Annotated in this window: 12 protein-coding genes and 7 pseudogenes; 13 read left to right on the top strand and 6 right to left on the bottom strand. The window is 59.4% G+C overall.

Annotated elements, in window-relative coordinates:
* Positions 1-43: 43 nt before the first annotated feature.
* The 4 genes and pseudogenes from LJU32_24205 to LJU32_24190 all read right to left on the bottom strand — a co-directional run bounded on the left by LJU32_24205 (position 44) and on the right by LJU32_24190 (position 2,724).
* A pseudogene (locus LJU32_24205) lies at positions 44-300 on the bottom strand (hypothetical protein).
* 44 nt (positions 301-344) lie between these two features.
* Positions 345-688 (bottom strand): annotated as a pseudogene (locus LJU32_24200) (hypothetical protein).
* A 39-nt stretch (positions 689-727) separates the two neighbouring features.
* Positions 728-1,963 carry an MFS transporter gene (locus LJU32_24195; GenBank protein ID WKV88478.1) on the bottom strand — a complete coding sequence of 412 codons (1,236 nt, stop codon included), beginning with the start codon at positions 1,961-1,963 and terminating at the stop codon, positions 728-730.
* 108 nt (positions 1,964-2,071) lie between these two features.
* Positions 2,072-2,724: pseudogene (locus LJU32_24190) on the bottom strand (HD domain-containing protein).
* 222 nt (positions 2,725-2,946) lie between these two features.
* On the opposite strand from LJU32_24190, the gene LJU32_24185 reads away from it, so the two are divergent.
* The 10 genes and pseudogenes from LJU32_24185 (at position 2,947) to LJU32_24140 (ending at position 11,486) form a co-directional block, all read left to right on the top strand.
* Positions 2,947-3,426 carry a GNAT family N-acetyltransferase gene (locus tag LJU32_24185; protein ID WKV88477.1) on the top strand — a complete coding sequence of 160 codons (480 nt, stop codon included), beginning with the start codon at positions 2,947-2,949 and terminating at the stop codon, positions 3,424-3,426.
* A gap of 159 nt (positions 3,427-3,585) precedes the next feature.
* Complete coding sequence (locus tag LJU32_24180; protein WKV88476.1) at positions 3,586-4,248, top strand: hypothetical protein; 663 nt, start codon at positions 3,586-3,588, stop codon at positions 4,246-4,248.
* A complete protein-coding gene (locus tag LJU32_24175; protein ID WKV88475.1) occupies positions 4,245-4,739 on the top strand; it encodes a PAAR domain-containing protein in 495 nt (164 codons plus the stop codon). The genes LJU32_24180 and LJU32_24175 overlap by 4 nt, the downstream gene beginning before the upstream one ends.
* 6 nt (positions 4,740-4,745) lie before the next feature.
* Positions 4,746-5,486 (top strand): alpha/beta hydrolase, encoded by a 741-nt coding sequence (locus tag LJU32_24170; protein ID WKV88474.1) that lies wholly within the window; start codon positions 4,746-4,748, stop codon positions 5,484-5,486.
* Positions 5,487-5,492: 6 nt separating this feature from the next.
* Positions 5,493-5,840, top strand: coding sequence for a hypothetical protein (locus LJU32_24165; protein WKV88473.1), 348 nt, complete (start codon positions 5,493-5,495; stop codon positions 5,838-5,840).
* A 433-nt stretch (positions 5,841-6,273) separates the two neighbouring features.
* Complete coding sequence (locus LJU32_24160; GenBank protein WKV88472.1) at positions 6,274-7,263, top strand: 2-dehydro-3-deoxygalactonokinase; 990 nt, start codon at positions 6,274-6,276, stop codon at positions 7,261-7,263.
* Between the two features lie 19 nt (positions 7,264-7,282).
* Positions 7,283-7,902 (top strand): annotated as a pseudogene (locus tag LJU32_24155) (2-dehydro-3-deoxy-6-phosphogalactonate aldolase).
* A gap of 60 nt (positions 7,903-7,962) precedes the next feature.
* Positions 7,963-9,111, top strand: a complete 1,149-nt coding sequence (dgoD, locus tag LJU32_24150) for a galactonate dehydratase (GenBank protein ID WKV88471.1) — start codon at positions 7,963-7,965, stop codon at positions 9,109-9,111.
* Positions 9,112-9,311: 200 nt separating this feature from the next.
* Positions 9,312-10,622, top strand: a complete 1,311-nt coding sequence (locus LJU32_24145) for an MFS transporter (GenBank protein ID WKV88470.1) — start codon at positions 9,312-9,314, stop codon at positions 10,620-10,622.
* A 117-nt stretch (positions 10,623-10,739) separates the two neighbouring features.
* Complete coding sequence (locus LJU32_24140; GenBank protein ID WKV91187.1) at positions 10,740-11,486, top strand: IclR family transcriptional regulator; 747 nt, start codon at positions 10,740-10,742, stop codon at positions 11,484-11,486.
* Positions 11,487-11,497: 11 nt separating this feature from the next.
* Here LJU32_24140 and LJU32_24135 read toward each other — a convergent pair.
* Positions 11,498-12,549: pseudogene (locus tag LJU32_24135) on the bottom strand (NAD(P)-dependent alcohol dehydrogenase).
* 190 nt (positions 12,550-12,739) lie between these two features.
* Here LJU32_24135 and LJU32_24130 point away from each other — a divergent pair.
* Positions 12,740-13,612: pseudogene (locus LJU32_24130) on the top strand (AraC family transcriptional regulator).
* Between the two features lie 199 nt (positions 13,613-13,811).
* Here the strand turns inward: LJU32_24130 and LJU32_24125 are convergent.
* A pseudogene (locus LJU32_24125) lies at positions 13,812-15,475 on the bottom strand (electron transfer flavoprotein-ubiquinone oxidoreductase).
* A gap of 548 nt (positions 15,476-16,023) precedes the next feature.
* Here LJU32_24125 and LJU32_24120 point away from each other — a divergent pair.
* Together LJU32_24120 and LJU32_24115 are read left to right on the top strand one after the other, a co-directional pair.
* Positions 16,024-16,773, top strand: coding sequence for an electron transfer flavoprotein subunit beta/FixA family protein (locus tag LJU32_24120; protein WKV88469.1), 750 nt, complete (start codon positions 16,024-16,026; stop codon positions 16,771-16,773).
* Between the two features lie 2 nt (positions 16,774-16,775).
* A complete protein-coding gene (locus LJU32_24115; protein WKV88468.1) occupies positions 16,776-17,705 on the top strand; it encodes an FAD-binding protein in 930 nt (309 codons plus the stop codon).
* Positions 17,706-17,769 lie beyond the last annotated feature (64 nt).

Genomic DNA, 17,769 nt, shown 5'->3' with positions numbered 1-17,769 from the left:
GCGGATCCGGCCGCTCGCCGCTTCGACGGCGAGCGGCGTGGCACTACTGCAGATCCAGTTTACGCGCCGCTTCGACGCCGGCAGAACTGAGCTTGATCGGCAGGTTCAGCGAGTGTTCGCCCGCTTCGCTCAAGGTCACATGACCATGATGAATCAACCCGCGATCCTGCAGGGCGGCGAGGGCGCTGGCCACGACTTTCTCGCCCCGGTAATTGTCCAGCACCTCCTTGCCCAGGCCGTTGGGATGCGCGTGCAGCAGGCGGGTGAGGACTTCTTTTCCAGGTCTTTGTCGACGTTCATGGTTACCTCTTCATGGGAGTGAATAGGGCGCTCGCGTCGGCGAACTACTGACCGGCACCTTCGGAACCGGAGCCACCTGTGGTGGTTTTCGAACCGACACCAGGGCCGGCGTTGTCAGGGAAGTAGCAGGAGAATCAGGTGTATTCATGCCGCCCTGGCGCCCCGGATCGCTGCCCTGAGTACGCGGATCGGTGCCAGTGGCGGGTGGCTGATTGATCAACGGCACGCCGGAACCATCGGTGTTCATTCCGGGGGCGCTGTTGATAGCGGGCGCGCGTGGCGGGGTCGGATCGGTAGGGCCAGTGCCCGCTGCCGTGGACGAGGCGGCGAACACCGCAGGGCAGAGCAGGGCGCTGAAGACTAGAGCGGTCAACCTTGACGGGATCATAGGGCTTCTCCAGTGATTGGAATCCTTACACTGGGTTGGTCAGCCCTTATGACGGATTGGTGCCTGAGGATCGACGAACGGTCGGCCTCGGCCTTGGGTTTTTGCAGTGAATCGGCGCCATAGCAGGCGGCCGATAGTGATCAACCAGTTCGCCAGCGCCACACCCAACAACGTCAGCAGCAATGACGCCATGCCTTGCTCGACGATGAGTTTGCCGGCGAGCAACGGGAAACCGAACACCCCGATAAAGTATGCGAGACTGAACAGCAGCAGTGCTTGGGAAGTGGTGCCATCAGGTGCTTCGTTGGCGGCGAGGCCGTTAATCACCGAGTAGGTCAACCCGTAACCGACGCCGAGCATGACCGCCGCCAGCAGATAGCTGAGGCCGCCGTTGACGCCGAACGCGAACAGCATGACCGACGCGAGCATCACACCCGACAGCAGGCACGAGGCGCCTAACGGATCGCGCTTGATCACGTAGCCTGCGATCAACATCCGGCTGCTGATCGCCGCGCCCATGAACCCCACGAAAAACCACGAATAATCCAGCGCTCGCACGGCGGCGTAGCTGGTCTGGAAACTCGACAACCCGCCAAACACACAACCGCCCAGACCGACCATGATGATCGGCAGCAAGGCCTGTGAGCTGAAGACTTGAGTGGTCGCGCGCCAAGTGATTTTCGCTGTGGTGGTTTGCGATGGGGTCAGTCTCGGAGCAAGTCGCCAGAACAGCAGCGCGCCGACGAAGCTCGCCAGCGCAGCCAGATAAAAGGCTGAAGCGAGCGGTAAATCCAGTGCACTGGCCGCCCTTCCGAACAATGGTCCGCTGCCGATCCCGCTCATCATGCTGCCGGACAGCAAAGCGAAATATTTCGCGCGCTGAGCCGGGACCACCAGATTGGCAACGATGATCGGCCCCAGGGTGTAGAACACGCCCCAACCCAATCCCAGCAGCAAACCGAAAAACAGCAGCCCGTAACCGAACCCCGATGTCATCGCAAAGCCCAGACTCGCCGCCACCAGCAACAGGGCGAACACGCCAATCGAGCGCGCCGCGCCGAGCAGATCCGCCAGATGACCACAGCCCAGTACGGCAACAAAGGTACTGAGCATCGCCGCCGAAATCACCGTGCCCGCGTCATGTTCATTGCCGCCGCGCGCACCGATCAATAGCGCCAGCAAAAACGTCGTGCCATATGACAGCGACAGCAGATAACTGGCGAGACAGAACAGACCGAACAGTTTGCCTGACACCTTGGATGTTACATGGGACATGGCGCGCTTCCTTGAGCGGGGAATTAACCTTGTCTGTTTATCACGGCGATCGTGCGCGTCAGGTGTGAGGTTGCTGAAGTCAGGATCGCGCTTTGCCGGAGTAAAGGATCAGACGATGCCGATTTCTTCCTTGAACTGCTCCATGAAATCCTTCAAGCGCTGATGTCGAACCCACGCCAGGCGCTGGCCGGTGGCGGTCTGGAAACCCTCGGCGAGGTGCAGCAGTTTGGTCTGGAAGTGGTCCAGGCAGAAGCGTGTGTCGTCGTATTCGCGGTGCTGCGCCTCGGGGTCTTGCGGATCGTAAATGGCCGAGCCCATGCGCCCGGCGACGTAGAAGGTGCGGGCGACGCCGAGCATGCCCAGCGAGTCGAGGCGGTCGGCGTCCTGCACGATTTTCGCTTCGAGGGTCAGCGGGGCGATGTTGGCGGAGAAGCTGTGGGCTTCGATGGCGTGGGCGACGCTGATGGTTTTTTCGCGAGGCCAGTCCATCTCCTTCAGAACGGACGAAGCTTTTTCCGCTGCCAGACGCGAAGCCTGCGAGCGTAGCGGCGAGTTTTTTCGACCGATACGCAGTCGTGCAACAGCACCGCTGCGAGCAAAACCTCGAGATCGCCGCCTTCGGTTGCATGCAGGGTGCGTGCGGTGTGCCAGACCCGCTGCAAATGGGCGAGGTCGTGGGCGCCGTCGTCCGAGGGTTCGAGTGCGTGGGGCAGCAACTGCGCCGCAAGGGTCGTCATCGGCACGAATGCATTAAGGCTCATCAGATTCCTTTCAGGTTGGCTTGGTACCTGTGGGAGCGAGCTTGCTCGCGAAGGCGTCCGGTCAGGGAAACAGATAGCGCCTGATCCACCGCTTTCGCGAGCAAGCTCGCTCCACACAGTCCCGCGGTGTTGGCAATGACTGTACATTAATCCCGTTTGCCATGTGACGAGCGCCGCTGCGCGCCTTAGTATGGCGCTTTAATTTGCACAGAAGGCCCGTCCATGACGATCGAAATCCGCCCGGCGACCCCCAGCGATGCACCGCAGATCCTCGCCTTCATCACCGAACTCGCCGATTTCGAAAAGGCCCGTCACGAAGTCATCGCCAGCGTCGCCGACATCGAACGTAGCCTGTTCGGCGAAGGCGCCACCGCCCACGGCCTGATCTGCCTGCGCGACGGCTTGCCGATCGGCTTCGCGGTGTTCTTCTTCAGTTATTCGACCTGGCTGGGCAGCAACTGCCTGTACCTCGAAGACCTCTACATCACCCCCGAACAACGCGGCGGCGGCGCCGGCAAAACCCTGCTGCGCCACCTGGCAAAAATCGCCTGCGCCAACGACTGCGGCCGCTTCGAATGGAGCGTGCTGGAATGGAACACCCCGGCCATCGAATTCTACAAATCCCTCGGCGCACAACCGCAGGAGGAGTGGGTGCGGTATCGCATGGATGGCAAGGTGTTGCGCGAATTTGCCGAGGGCTGAGCACAATGATGGCAATCTACTGCTGATTCAGTTGTCGCCACCGCTCTAGTCCGGCATTCTGTGCGCCATTTTTGCGCGCTCACGGACGACACTTGCAATGCATCTGGCAAAATTTCTCCGCGCCTGTGGAGCCCTCGCTGCGTCAATGAGTGACCAGCTATGAGCGGACTGCAGGCGTCTATGCGTCTGTATGGTCTGGTGAAAATTACCGGCTCTTCTGACGACCCGAATCGACAGGCTGTCGAAATTCTCTGCATGGCCCAGCGCACTGGCGGCGTGGCTATACGGGCTTTCGTGTCGCGGCTTGATGCCGAGTTGATGACGCGCAGTTCCGACCTTGGCGACTACCGCGTGATAGCGCTGAGAACCTTTGATCCCACAGCGATTATCGACGCCCATCAAGGCTGGCTGATGCTGCACGTCTGTTGCGGCTTCGTCGCTCTCGCCGGCCATTCTCTGTTGAAAAACGGTGCGTTGATCCCGATGGGCTGGCACGTCTACTCCGAAGTAGGGCGTTGGACCACTGGGCATCATCTGGATTTCGGCGTGCAAATGGGCGACGTGCTGCAATCGACTTATGAGCGCAATCAGCTGCGCAACTACAACGCCTGGCTCAACGAACTGGATGACGCAACGTCTGCCGACCTGAAATGGCAAGCCGACGAAGCCTGGCGTGCCGTGCAAACCGCGACATCACCTGACAGCCGTGAGCATCGTCATGCTCTGTTCGACCCTGTCGACAATCGCTGGCGCTTTGCCGCGACCGACATCGACATCTATCAGCCATCCCCGGCACCCCTTAAGCAAGGAGCTTTGAATTGAGTGGTAAACCCGCAGCTCGCGTCACCGACCCAACCGCCTGCCCACTGCCAGGTCACGGCACCAACCCGATTGTCTCCGGCTCGCCGGACGTATTCTTCGACGGCCTCGCTGCTGCCCGCATGACCGATAAATCAGCGTGTGGCAGCCCTATTACCGGAGCGGTCTCCGGCACTGTTTTCATCAACGGCCTTAACGCCGCGATGCTCGACAGCACTGGTGGGCATGGCAATGTCGTGATCGGTGGCTCGGGAACGGTGATCATCGGCCAGAGTGGGGGAGGGGCTGCGTTTAGCGGGCTGTTGCCGATGCCGGTGCATTTCACTGACAGGTTGCAAGTAGTCAATCAGGACACCGGAGAGCCGGTCTCTTATCACCCTTACATCATTCAGCGGGGTGACGGCAGTGAAGAGTCTGGCGTGACGGATGCGGCGGGATTTACCCATACCGTCAGTTCGCACCTGGCTGAGACGATTAAATTATTTGTGGAGTAATTAGAGATGGCAAATGGAAGTGCTACAGCAGAGGCTCCACCACCGCCAATGGCGAAAAGGGATCCGGTGAGTCATACACTTACTTGCAAGACAGATCAATCGGTCAAGCAAGTAACAGTAAGCATCCGCGATGCAATGGTTTTTCTTGTTGGTGGAGCTGGCGATCAGGAACGGTATTACGTTGATGGTCCCAATCACAACGTCGACTATGTGCGAGACATGGTCGACGCGGACATCGAAGCGCTGGAAATACAGACATCTTGTACGACGTTGCCTCTTGGTTATAACTCATTTATGAGTGAGGAGGATTTGGAGCGTAACGTTATTCGAAAAATTCCAAGTTGCAATACTGCGATTTATATCATTGGCCACAGTTTGGGTGGCTGGAACGGTGCTCATTTGTCTGCCGTTTTAACCGAGCGCGGTTTCGAAATAAAAATTTTGGTGACCCTGGATCCCGTAGGACACGGCAAAATCGTATATGGTATTTCGAAAATATATCGTCAGGTTCCCAAGCCTAAAGCGCAGTATTGGGTAAATATCAGGGCAGCTGCGGTCGATTGGAACCTGTCAGATCTGGTTGCAGACTTCGGTGAGCAATGGGAGATCTCCGAAGGACCGAACGTCATGGGGCGGCTCGATATCAATCACGCAGATGCGAACTCTATGTACGCTCACGCCTTGCCCGGTGGAAAGTCAGCGCGACAGATTGTAGCGGAGTCAATATTCAAATGGATTAAGGGGTAACAACCTGTGAAGGTTTTGATCTTGACAATATGTGTGTCGGTGCTCTCGGCTTGTTCTTTGAATCATGGTCGGCCCATTGCCAACCTTCAATACGAAAAGACAGAGCGGCTTCGTACTACCGGAATTTATCAAGTTTATTTCAAGTCCGATGTGGAACTTCTCGGCCTGTTCAAGTCGTCTATAGGGCGTGGGCTGGTCTGCTCGTTGACAAATGATCTTGATTTTTCTCAGGCACACCGAATTAAACAGTCCGGTTTCGGGTTTATCGAGAGGGTTTCGCCGGACTCGTTAATTTATAGGGCAGATGTCATTTTTGACGAGTCGGTAGACGATGAGGGGGAGAAAGGCGCCTGAAAGGGGAAACACTGGATCCCTTTTTAAAAGCCAGAGATTCCTTTGCCTGTGTGTATAGAGTCCACTCCACTACATACAAGACGTATTTTTCCAAGATTATGCGGGTACCTAGCGCGGATTTGCTGACAACTGGACCTGCAAAATAAAAAAACTATCCCGTCCGGCCCTGCCTCTTTCGAGGGCCGCTCTCCCTGAGTATTTCCCGACCGCAGCGGCATGGCGAACCTTGCATTTTTGTCCGTGCAAGCCTGACTCGGCCCTTCCCGGCATTCGATCGCCATCGTTGCAGCCCATGGGGGGCGTTTTGAGTGAGGTGATCCCGTTACTGATGATTCTTCCCATAATGTGGGATTGATATTTATATATTGAGATTTCCCGTCCCTCGGGTTTATAGTCCGTCGCACTCACTGCCAAAAACAAAACAGGTGAAGCGATGCAGGCGCAATTGATCGCGCTCGATTGGGGGACGACCTCATTACGTGCTTACAAACTCGCGGCGGACGGTGTGGTGCTGGAACAGCGTGCGCTGTCGTCCGGGATCATGCAGTTGCCCAAGACTCCACGAGTGATTCACGGCCGTGAATGCGCCGACGGTTTTGAACTGGCGTTTGACGAGGCCTGCGGTGACTGGCTCGATGCGCAGCCGGATCTGCCGGTGATCGCTTGCGGCATGGTCGGCAGTGCGCAGGGCTGGCGTGAGGCGGCTTACTGCGAGACGCCGGCCGACGTCGCCCATCTCGGAAATTCCCTACAAACCGTTATCAGTCTGCGCGGCAAGCCGGTGCATATCGTCCCGGGCGTGATTCAGCGTTCGCGACTGCCCAACGTGATGCGTGGCGAAGAAACCCAAGTCCTCGGCGTGCTGCAAAGTCTGCCGGCCGAAGCGGGTAACGATCTGCTGATCGGCCTGCCGGGCAGCCACTCGAAATGGGTGGAAGTGGTCGATGGCCGCATCACGCATTTCGACACGTTCATGACCGGCGAAGTCTTCGCCGTGCTCAGCGAGCACAGCATCCTTGGCCGTACCCAGCAGCCGAGCGCGACGTTCGATGCGCAAGCGTTCGATCGCGGCGTGCAAATCGCGCTGTCGGCGGATGCCGAGCTCGGTGTGCTCTCGACCTTGTTCAGCGCCCGCACCCTCGGCCTGACCGGTGAACTGAGCCCGACCGCTCAGGCGGATTATCTCTCCGGCCTGATGATCGGCCATGAGCTGGCAGCGCTTGCCAATGTGCAGCGGCGCCGGCGCAATCAATCGAACCTTCCAGCGATCGTGCTCATCGGTAATGCGCAACTGTGCACGCGTTATCACCGCGCCCTCAACGCCTGCGGCTTTGCTCAGGTGACGCTGGCCGAGCAGGCGACCGAGCGTGGCCTGTGGCACCTGGCGCGCGCCGCCGGACTGATCGATTCCTCATCCCGTTAACCCTGACTGGAGGCCTGACATGCTCAAGCAAGCACTGGCACAAAACGGTCTGATCGCGATTCTGCGTGGCCTGCAACCGCAGGAAGCGGCGGCTGTCGGAGAAGTCCTGTATTCCGCCGGATTTCGTGTCATCGAAGTACCGCTCAATTCCCCATCGCCGTACGAAAGTATCCGCATCCTGCGCGACGCGCTGCCTGACGATTGCCTGATCGGTGCCGGCACGGTGCTCACCCCGAGCAGGTCGAGCAGGTCAAAGCGGCTGGCGGCCAAGTGATCGTCATGCCGCACAGCGATGCCAAGGTGTTGCGCGCGGCGAAAGCGGCGGGGCTGTACCTGTCGCCCGGCGTGGCCACGCCGACCGAAGCCTTCGCCGCATTGGCCGAGGGTGCGGACATTCTCAAGCTGTTCCCGGCCGAGCAGATGGGCCCGGCCGTCGTCAAAGCATGGCTCGCGGTGTTGCCGGCCGGCACGGTGCTGGCACCGGTCGGTGGCATTACACCGGACAACATGCAGGCCTTTATTGACGCTGGTGTGAAAGGTTTTGGCCTCGGTTCCGGCCTGTTCAAACCGGGCATGACACCCGAGCAGGTGGCGGTCAATGCCAAGGCCTACGTGGCTGCCTGGAAAGCCCTGCGTTAAGACTTTTGGCGCTGTGAGCGCTGCATCTAATAAAAGCTGCATTTACAAAAGAGAGCAGAGATGAAAATCACCAAACTCACGACCTTCATCGTTCCGCCGCGCTGGTGCTTCCTCAAGGTCGAAACCGACGAGGGCGTGACCGGTTGGGGCGAGCCTGTGGTCGAAGGGCGCGCGCATACCGTAGCGGCTGCGGTGGAAGAATTGTCCGACTACCTGATCGGCAAAGACCCACGCAATATCGAAGACATCTGGACCGTGCTCTATCGCGGCGGTTTCTACCGTGGCGGCGCGATCCACATGAGCGCGCTGGCGGGTATCGACCAAGCGCTGTGGGACATCAAGGGCAAGGCGCTCGGCGTGTCGGTCAGCGATCTGCTCGGTGGTCAGGTGCGCGACAAGATTCGTGTCTATTCCTGGATCGGCGGCGACCGTCCGGCCGACACCGCGCGTGCGGCGAAAGAAGCAGTGAGCCGTGGTTTCACGGCGGTGAAAATGAACGGCACCGAAGAGCTGCAGTTCCTCGACACGTTCGAAAAAGTCGATCTCGCTTTGGCCAACGTCGCCGCCGTGCGTGATGCGGTGGGGCCGAACGTCGGTATCGGCGTCGACTTTCATGGCCGCGTGCACAAGCCGATGGCCAAGGTGCTGATGAAGGAACTTGATCCGTACAAACTGATGTTCATCGAAGAACCGGTGCTCAGCGAAAACTATGAAGCGCTGAAAGAACTGGCGCCGCTGACCAGCACGCCAATTGCCCTCGGCGAGCGCTTGTTCTCGCGCTGGGACTTTAAACGGGTGTTGAGCGAAGGCTACGTCGACATCATCCAGCCGGATGCCTCTCACGCTGGCGGTATCACTGAAACCCGCAAGATCGCCAACATGGCCGAAGCCTATGACGTCGCGCTGGCGCTGCACTGCCCGCTGGGACCGATCGCGCTGGCGGCGTGTTTGCAACTGGACGCGGCTTGTTACAACGCGTTTATCCAGGAGCAGAGCCTGGGCATCCATTACAACGAAAGCAACGACTTGCTCGACTATGTGAAGGATCCACGGGTGTTCGACTACGACCAAGGCTTCGTCAAAATCCCGAACGGCCCGGGGCTGGGCATCGAGATCAACGAGGAATACGTGATCGAGCGTGCGGCCGTCGGCCACCGCTGGCGCAACCCGATCTGGCGCCATGCCGATGGCAGCTTTGCCGAGTGGTGAGTCTCTGACTCGCTAGCATCAGATCGTTCCCACGCTCTGCGTGGGAATGCCTCAATGGACGCTCTGCGTCCGCTGCTGGGACGCGGAGCGTCCCGGGCTGCATTCCCAGGCGGAGCGTGGGAACGATCAGTCAGTTTTTGATCTCCAGGGAGAGGAGATCTGCGTCATGACCTCAACAAACATAAAAAGAGGCATCTCTCATGCAAACGCACACCCTCTCCGGGCAGGCGTCTTTAGTCACGCCCAGCCGCAAGCGGTTTTTCATCATGGTGTTGCTGTTCATCACCGTGGTCATCAACTACCTCGACCGCAGCAATCTGTCGATTGCCGCGCCGGCGCTGACCAGTGAACTGGGCATCGACCCGGTTCATGTCGGTCTGATCTTCTCCGCCTTCGGCTGGACTTACGCCGCAATGCAGATCCCCGGCGGCTGGCTGGTCGATCGCGTGCCGCCACGGATTCTTTACAGTGTCGCGCTGTTGCTGTGGTCGGTGGCCACAGTGATGCTCGGTTTCGTCAGCAGCTTCATTGCCCTGTTCGTGCTGCGCATGGCCGTCGGTGCGCTGGAAGCGCCGGCCTATCCGATCAACAGCCGCGTAGTCACCACCTGGTTCCCTGAGCGCGAACGCGCCACGGCAATTGGTTTCTATACCTCCGGACAGTTTGTCGGTCTGGCCTTCCTGACCCCGGTGCTGGCTTGGCTGCAACATGAATTCGGTTGGCACATGGTGTTCGTCGCCACCGGCGCGGTGGGCATTCTCTGGGCAGTGATCTGGTACGCGGTGTATCGCGAGCCACGCGATTTCAAAGGCACCAATCAGGCGGAAATCGACCTGATTCGTGAAGGCGGCGGGCTGGTGGATATCCAGGCCGAGGCGGCCAAGGTCAAGGCCAAATTCAGCTGGACCGATCTTGGCATCGTCCTCAGCAAGCGCAAGTTGTGGGGCATCTACCTCGGCCAGTTCTGCCTGAACTCAACGCTGTGGTTTTTCCTCACATGGTTCCCGACCTATCTGGTGAAATATCGCGGCATGGACTTCATCAAGTCCGGCCTGCTCGCGTCCCTGCCGTTTCTTGCCGCGTTCGTCGGCGTGTTGTGCTCGGGATTCTTTTCCGACTTCCTGATCCGCCGTGGCTATACCGTGGGCTTCGCGCGCAAGTTGCCGATCATCGGCGGGCTGCTGATTTCGACTTCGATCATCGGCGCCAACTTTGTCGAGTCGACGCCGCTGGTGATTGCCTTCCTCGCGCTGGCATTTTTCGGCAACGGTCTGGCGTCGATCACCTGGTCACTGGTGTCGACACTGGCGCCGGCGCGTTTGCTCGGCCTGACCGGTGGCGTATTCAACTTCATCGGCAACCTCTCGGCGATTGCTACACCGATCGTGATCGGCTTCCTCGCCAGCGGCGATTCGTTCGCTCCGGCGATCACCTACGTCGCCGTGCTCGCGCTGGTCGGTGCCTTGTCCTACGTGCTGCTGGTGGGCAAGGTCGAGCGTATCGAGTTGTAGTGCTCAGTCTCGGGCGACCATAATGCCGCCCGTTCCTTCGCTCAACGGTAAAAGGCTGGATATGCAGGAAGACGCCCCGGAAAAACCAAGGACGCCGCGCCCACCGGCACCCAGACGCTGCTGCGCGGCCTCGGTGTGGTACAGGCAGTGGCCAGTGGCGCGCGCGATCTCAAGGAGATCGCCCGGCTGATCGGCACCACGCGCAGCACCACCCATCGTCTGGCCAGTTGCCTGGTCGACGAGCGTTATCTGCGCGTGGTGCCGCAAATCGGTTATCTGCTCGGGCCGAAACTGATCGAACTGGGTTTTCAGGCCCGCGAAGAGTTGCCGCTGGTGACGTTGGCCGGGCCGTATCTGGACGAGTTGTCGGCACTGACCGGCGATACCGTGCACCTCGGAATCCGCGAAGGCGACGAAGTGCTGTATCTATTGAAGAATCCTGGACGCAACGGCCCGGAAATGCGTTCAAGGGTCGGCCATCGCATGCCGCTGGTGCGCACCGGGATCGGCAAGGCCTTGATGCTCGATGATTCGCCGCAGGATTGGCGGCGGCTGTACGACATCAGCCTGCCGGCAGGTGGCAAAAGTCAGTTCTGGCCGCAGCATCCCCAGCAGTCGTGGGAACAGCTTGAGCAGCGCATGGGCGAGTATGTCGCCGGTGGTTATGCGTTCGATCTGGAAGACAACGAACCGTCGATCCGCTGCGTGGCGGCGCCGATTCGTGATGCGAGCAAGGGCATTGTCGCGGCAATCAGTATCGCCAGCACCGTGCCGTACATGCCGCTGGAAAAAATGGCCGAGTTGATCCCCCTGCTCAAAGGGGTCACAACCCGGCTGTCGGCGGAGCTAGGCTTGAAGGTGTAAGCCTTGAAGGCTTAAGCCTTCAGCGTCGCCATATCGATGACGAAACGGTATTTCACGTCACCGGCAATCATCCGCGCGTAGGCTTCATTGATATTGCGGATGTCGAGCATTTCGATGTCGCAGGTGATGTTGTGCTCGGCGCAGAAATCCAGCACTTCCTGGGTTTCGGCGATACCACCGATCAAGGAACCGGCCAGAACGCGGCGGCTCATCACCAGTTTGCCGGCGTGGACGGGTGGGTTCACCGGCTCGATCAGGCCGACCAGAATGTGCACACCGTCGAAACGCAAGGTATCTAGGTACGGGTTCAAATCGTGTTGCACCGGAATGGTGTCGAGCAGGAAGTCGAAGTAGCCGGCAGCGGCCTTCATCTGCTCGGCATCGGTGGAGACGATGACGTGATCGGCGCCCTGACGGCGCCCTTCTTCAGCCTTGCTCGCCGAGCGGGTGAACAGCGTGACTTCCGCGCCCATGGCCTTGGCGAACTTGATGCCCATGTGGCCGAGGCCGCCCATGCCGAGAATTCCGACCTTGTCACCGGCCTTGACGCCGTAGTGCTTGAGCGGCGAATAAGTGGTGATGCCGGCGCAGAGAATCGGTGCGGCGCTGGCCAGAGCCAGACGTTCCGGAATGCGCACAACGAAGTGTTCGCTGACCACGATGCTGTCCGAATAGCCGCCCATGGTGTTGCTGCCATCGACCCGGTCCGGGGTGGCGTAAGTCATGGTCGGGCCTTCGAGGCAATATTGCTCGAGGTTCGCCTGGCAGGCTTCGCAGCTGCGGCAGGAGTCGACCATGCAGCCGACGCCAACGAGATCGCCTACTTTGTGACGGGTGACATTCGCACCGACAGCGGTGACTTTTCCGACAATCTCATGGCCAGGCATCAGCGGATAAACGGCGATGCCCCATTCGTTGCGTGCCTGATGGATGTCGGAATGGCAGACGCCGCAGTAGAGGATCTCGATGGCGACGTCGTCGGCGCGCGGGCTGCGGCGTTCGAATTTCATCGGGGCGAGGGAGTGGTGGCCGACTGGGCGGCATAGCCGATGGCGGTGTACATGGGTGACCTCGCAAAAACAGTGACAAGTGAGGCGGTGAATTCTGGGCGCCAGAGGCGGGTGCGGCCATGACGATTTCTCCGGGTCTCATGCCTAATCCTCCGGCATGCGGGTTTCTGCGGTCGCATTGGCCTGCGGATCTGCGATGATGTTTTCATCCCTTTTTCCGTGAATTTTACGAAGACCTATTCGATGCAGTTGACCCGTCATCTTGATGCCAATGCCCGGCTGGTTTCGTTGATCGAACCGCTGGCGCTGCGCGATGGCTACAGCCAGACCGGCCTGCCCGGTGTGCAGATTCTGCGCGCCAGTTGCGACGTCGCCCGTGGCCCGCATATCTACGAGCCGAGCCTGATGATCATTGCCCAGGGCAGCAAACTGGCGTTCCTCGGCCCACGCACCATGGAATATGGCGCCGGGCATTACCTGATCCAGGCGCTGCCGGTGCCCTTCGAATGTGAAACTTTCGCCTTGCCCGATGCGCCCTTGCTCGGGGTGTCGGTGGCGATCGATCGCGTCCTGCTCGGCGAACTGGTGCTGGCCATGGGGCTGGCGCCGGGGCGGCATATTCCGGCGCAGACGCCGGAGTCGATGACCTCGGTGGTGCTCGACGATGGCATGCGCGGTTGCGTCGAACGGCTGCTCAGCTGTCTGCACGATCCGCTGGAATGCCAGATTCTCGGCCCGGCGCGGGTCCGCGAATTATTGTTCGTCGCGCTGCGCGGGCCGCAAGCGGATGTGTTGCGTGCGCTGGTCGAGCAACAAGGGCAATTCGCCCGGGTCGCGGCATCGATCAGCCATCTGCATGCGCATTACACCGAGCCGCTGAATGTCGAGACCTTGGCCGGTTGCGCGAACATGAGCGTGTCGACCTTTCATGAGCATTTCAAACGCAGCACATTGTTGTCGCCGGTGCAGTATCTGAAGCGTTTGCGCTTGTTGAAGGCGCAGACGTTGCTGGTGGCGGAAGGGCTTGGCGTGGCGCAGGTGGCGCATCGAGTTGGGTATCAGAGCACGTCGCAATTCAGCCGCGAGTACAAGCGTTACTTCGAACGTAGCCCGGGGATGAACGCGCTGCCTGAGAGTTCGCATAATCCCTGTGGGAGCTGGCTTGCCAGCGATAGCGGTGGGTCAGGCTGCCACGATGTCGTTCGGTGCGGCCCCATCGCTGGCAAGCCAGCTCCCACAGGGGAGATGTGATGCTCTGAATTGCGGGCAACAAAAAGGCCCCCGATTCGGGAGCCTTGTTGTTCAGCGTTTCGACTTACATATTCGGGTAAGTCGGGCCGCCGGCACCTTCCGGCGCCACCCAGGTGATGTTCTGCGCAGGGTCCTTGATGTCACAGGTCTTGCAGTGCACGCAGTTCTGGGCGTTGATCTGGAAGCGTTTCTCGCCGTCTTCCTTGGTGATCACTTCGTATACGCCGGCCGGGCAGTAACGCTGCGCCGGTTCGTCGTACAGCGGCAGGTTTTTGCTGATCGGGATGCTCGGATCGGTCAGCTTCAAGTGGCACGGCTGCTCTTCTTCGTGGTTGGTACCGGAGATGAACACTGAGCTGAGTTTGTCGAAACTCAGTTTGCCGTCGGGTTTCGGGTAGTCGATCTTCTTGCAGTCGGCCGCGAGCTTGAGGCAGGCGTAATCCGGCTTGGTGTCGCGCAGGGTGAACGGCAGTTTGCCGCCGAAAATGTTCTGGTCCAGCCAGTTGAAACCACCGCCGATGATCGCACCGTACTTGTGAATCGCCGCGCCGAAGTTGCGGCTGGCGAACAGTTCTTCGTGCAGCCAGCTGTTCTTGAACGCGTAGACGTAAGTGGTCAGTTCGACTGTGCAGTCCTGCTCGGCGAACAGCGCATCGGCTACCGATTCCGCCGCGAGCATGCCGGACTTCATCGCCGTGTGGCTGCCTTTGATCTTGGCGAAGTTCAGGGTGCCGAGGTCGCAACCGATCAGCGCGCCGCCCTTGAAGACCATTTTCGGCAGCGAATTCAGGCCGCCCTTGGCGATGGCGCGGGCGCCGTAGCTGACGCGCTTGCCGCCTTCCAGATATTGCTTGAGCACCGGGTGATGCTTGAGGCGCTGGAACTCATCGAACGGCGACAGGTAAGTGTTGCTGTAGGACAGGTCGACGATCAGACCGACCACCACCTGATTGTTTTCCAGGTGATAGAGGAACGAGCCGCCGGTGTTTTCGGTGCCCATGATGTCCAGCGGCCAGCCGGCGGTGTGCACCACCAGGCCTGGCTGATGCTTGGCGGGGTCGATTTCCCAGATTTCCTTGAGGCCGATGCCGTAATGCTGAACGTCGGCATCGCTGTCGAGGTTGTAGCGCTTGATCAGTTGCTTGCCGATGTGGCCACGGCAGCCTTCGGCGAACAACGTGTATTTGCCACGCAGTTCCATGCCCGGGGTGTACAGGCCTTCTTTCGGATGGCCTTCACGGTCGACGCCCAGATCACCGGTGATGATCCCGCGCACCACGCCGTTTTCATCGATCAGCGCTTCCTGAGCGGCGAAGCCCGGGTAGATTTCAACACCGAGGTTTTCAGCCTGCTGAGCCAGCCAGCGGCACAGGTTGCCGAGGAGATAATGTAGTTGCCTTCGTTGTGCATGGTCTTGGGCACAAAGAAGTCAGGGATCTTCTGCGCACTGTCGGCATTTTTCAGCACGAAAATGTCATCGCGTGTGACGGGCGTGTTCAGCGGCGCGCCGAGCTCTTTCCAGTCCGGGAACAGTTCGTTCAAAGCGCGGGGTTCGAATACCGCACCGGAGAGGATATGCGCGCCGACTTCGGAGCCTTTTTCGACCACGCAGACGCTGATTTCCTTACCGGCGTCAGCGGCCTTCTGCTTCAAGCGGCAGGCGGCGGACAGACCAGCGGGGCCGGCACCGACGATGACGACGTCGAATTCCATGTATTCGCGTTCCACAGGCTATCTCCTACTCAAGGCTCAACAGTTTTTTCTAATATGGAGGTTTGATCTCGCATCCGTATTGCCTTTACGTTAACGTCAAAGGGAATATTGGCGAATCCACCTTTCTCTCTAGGCGGCGCATTATATCTACACCACTCCGAGCGTCCAATACAAACGTTTGTTTGAATCGCCTCCAGCCCTGATAAATCAAAGAAGCGCGGCTTATGACAGGGCATTTTGGCGTATTGACCAGAATGGGCGTTCCGGTCAAGATACGGGCGGTTTTGCGCTCGCCGTAGGCAGACTGGCGGTTTCAAGAGCACCTCTAAAGACAGGGCACAGGCAGTAGACGGTGATGCGCAGCGCAAGTCCGGCGCGCAGTTTACACAGCGTGAGAATGAATGACCCGGCAGTCACCCCTGACGAACGGTCACCTCCCTTCGCGAAGTGAATCACCTTACATTCAAGCCGGCGTTTTTAGAGGTGCCCTTGTCGCCCGATGAGCATCATCCGCCAGGTTCGCCTAGGCGACTTTCTTTTCACCGGAGAGTAACGAGGAATCCATGAAGGTTCTTGTAGCTGTCAAACGCGTTGTGGATTACAACGTCAAGGTCCGCGTCAAGGCGGACAATTCCGGCGTCGACCTCGCCAACGTCAAGATGTCGATGAACCCATTCTGCGAAATCGCCGTGGAAGAAGCCGTACGCCTGAAAGAGAAGGGCGTTGCGACTGAAATCGTCGTCGTCTCCATCGGCCCGACCACCGCTCAGGAGCAGCTGCGTACCGCACTGGCTCTGGGTGCCGACCGCGCCATCCTCGTCGAATCCGCTGAAGACCTGACCTCGCTGGCCGTGGCCAAGCTGCTCAAGGCTGTTGTCGACAAGGAACAGCCGCAGCTGGTGATTCTTGGCAAACAGGCGATCGACAGCGACAACAACCAGACCGGCCAGATGCTCGCGGCACTGAGCGGCTACGGTCAGGGCACCTTCGCGTCGAAAGTCGAAGTCTCCGGCGACAGCGTTGCCGTGACCCGCGAAATCGACGGCGGCGCGCAGACCGTTTCGCTGAAACTGCCTGCAATCGTCACCACCGACCTGCGTTTGAACGAGCCGCGCTACGCGTCCCTGCCAAACATCATGAAAGCCAAGAAGAAGCCTCTCGAGACGCTGACTCCGGACGCTTTGGGCGTTTCCACCGCCTCCACCAACAAGACCCTGAAAGTCGAAGCGCCGGCTGCACGCAGCGCGGGCATCAAGGTCAAGTCGGTGGCTGAACTGGTCGAGAAACTGAAAAACGAAGCGAAGGTAATCTAATCATGACTATCTTGGTAATCGCCGAACACGACAACAAATTGCTGGCTCCGGCCACACTGAACACCGTGGCTGCTGCTGCCAAAATCGGCGGCGACATCCACGTTCTGGTTGCAGGCCAAGGCGCTGGCCCGGTGGCCGAAGCCGCTGCGAAAATCGCTGGCGTGAGCAAAGTCCTCAACGCTGACAATGCCGCTTACGCGCATCAGCTGCCGGAAAACATTGCTCCTCTGGTTGCAGAGCTGGGCGCTGGCTACAGCCACATCCTCGCTGCCGCCACTTCCAACGGCAAAAACATCCTGCCGCGCGTTGCTGCTGCGCTGGACGTTGACCAGATCTCCGAGATCATCTCGGTTGAAAGCGCTGACACCTTCAAGCGTCCGATCTATGCCGGTAACGCCATCGCTACCGTGCAATCGACCGCCGCGATCAAAGTGATCACCGTGCGTGCCACCGGTTTCGATCCGGTGGCTGCTGAAGGTGGTTCGGCTGCCGTTGAAGCCGTTGGCGCTGCTCACGACGCCGGTACTTCGAGCTTCGTCAGCGAAGAGCTGGCCAAGTCCGATCGTCCTGAGCTGACCGCTGCCAGGATCGTCGTTTCCGGCGGTCGCGGCATGCAGAACGGTGACAACTTCAAGCACCTGTACGCGCTGGCCGACAAGCTCGGCGCGGCTGTTGGCGCTTCGCGCGCTGCGGTCGACGCAGGTTTCGTACCGAACGACATGCAGGTCGGTCAGACCGGCAAGATCGTTGCGCCACAGCTGTACATCGCCGTCGGCATCTCCGGCGCGATCCAGCATTTGGCCGGCATGAAAGACTCCAAGGTGATCGTTGCGATCAACAAGGACGAAGAAGCGCCGATCTTCCAGGTGGCCGATTACGGTCTTGTGGCGGATCTGTTCGAAGCAGTACCTGAGCTGGAGAAGCTGGTCTAATCCGGCGGCTTCACTTATAAAGAGCCCGGCCTGTTGGTCGGGCTTTTTTTGTCTCGGATTTGAG

The organism is Pseudomonas sp. B21_DOA, assembly GCA_030544685.1.
GTDB classification, from domain to species: domain Bacteria; phylum Pseudomonadota; class Gammaproteobacteria; order Pseudomonadales; family Pseudomonadaceae; genus Aquipseudomonas; species Aquipseudomonas fluorescens_AO.
Note: the sequence above shows the minus strand (reverse complement) of the source record. Positions and strands in the feature narration are given on the sequence as shown.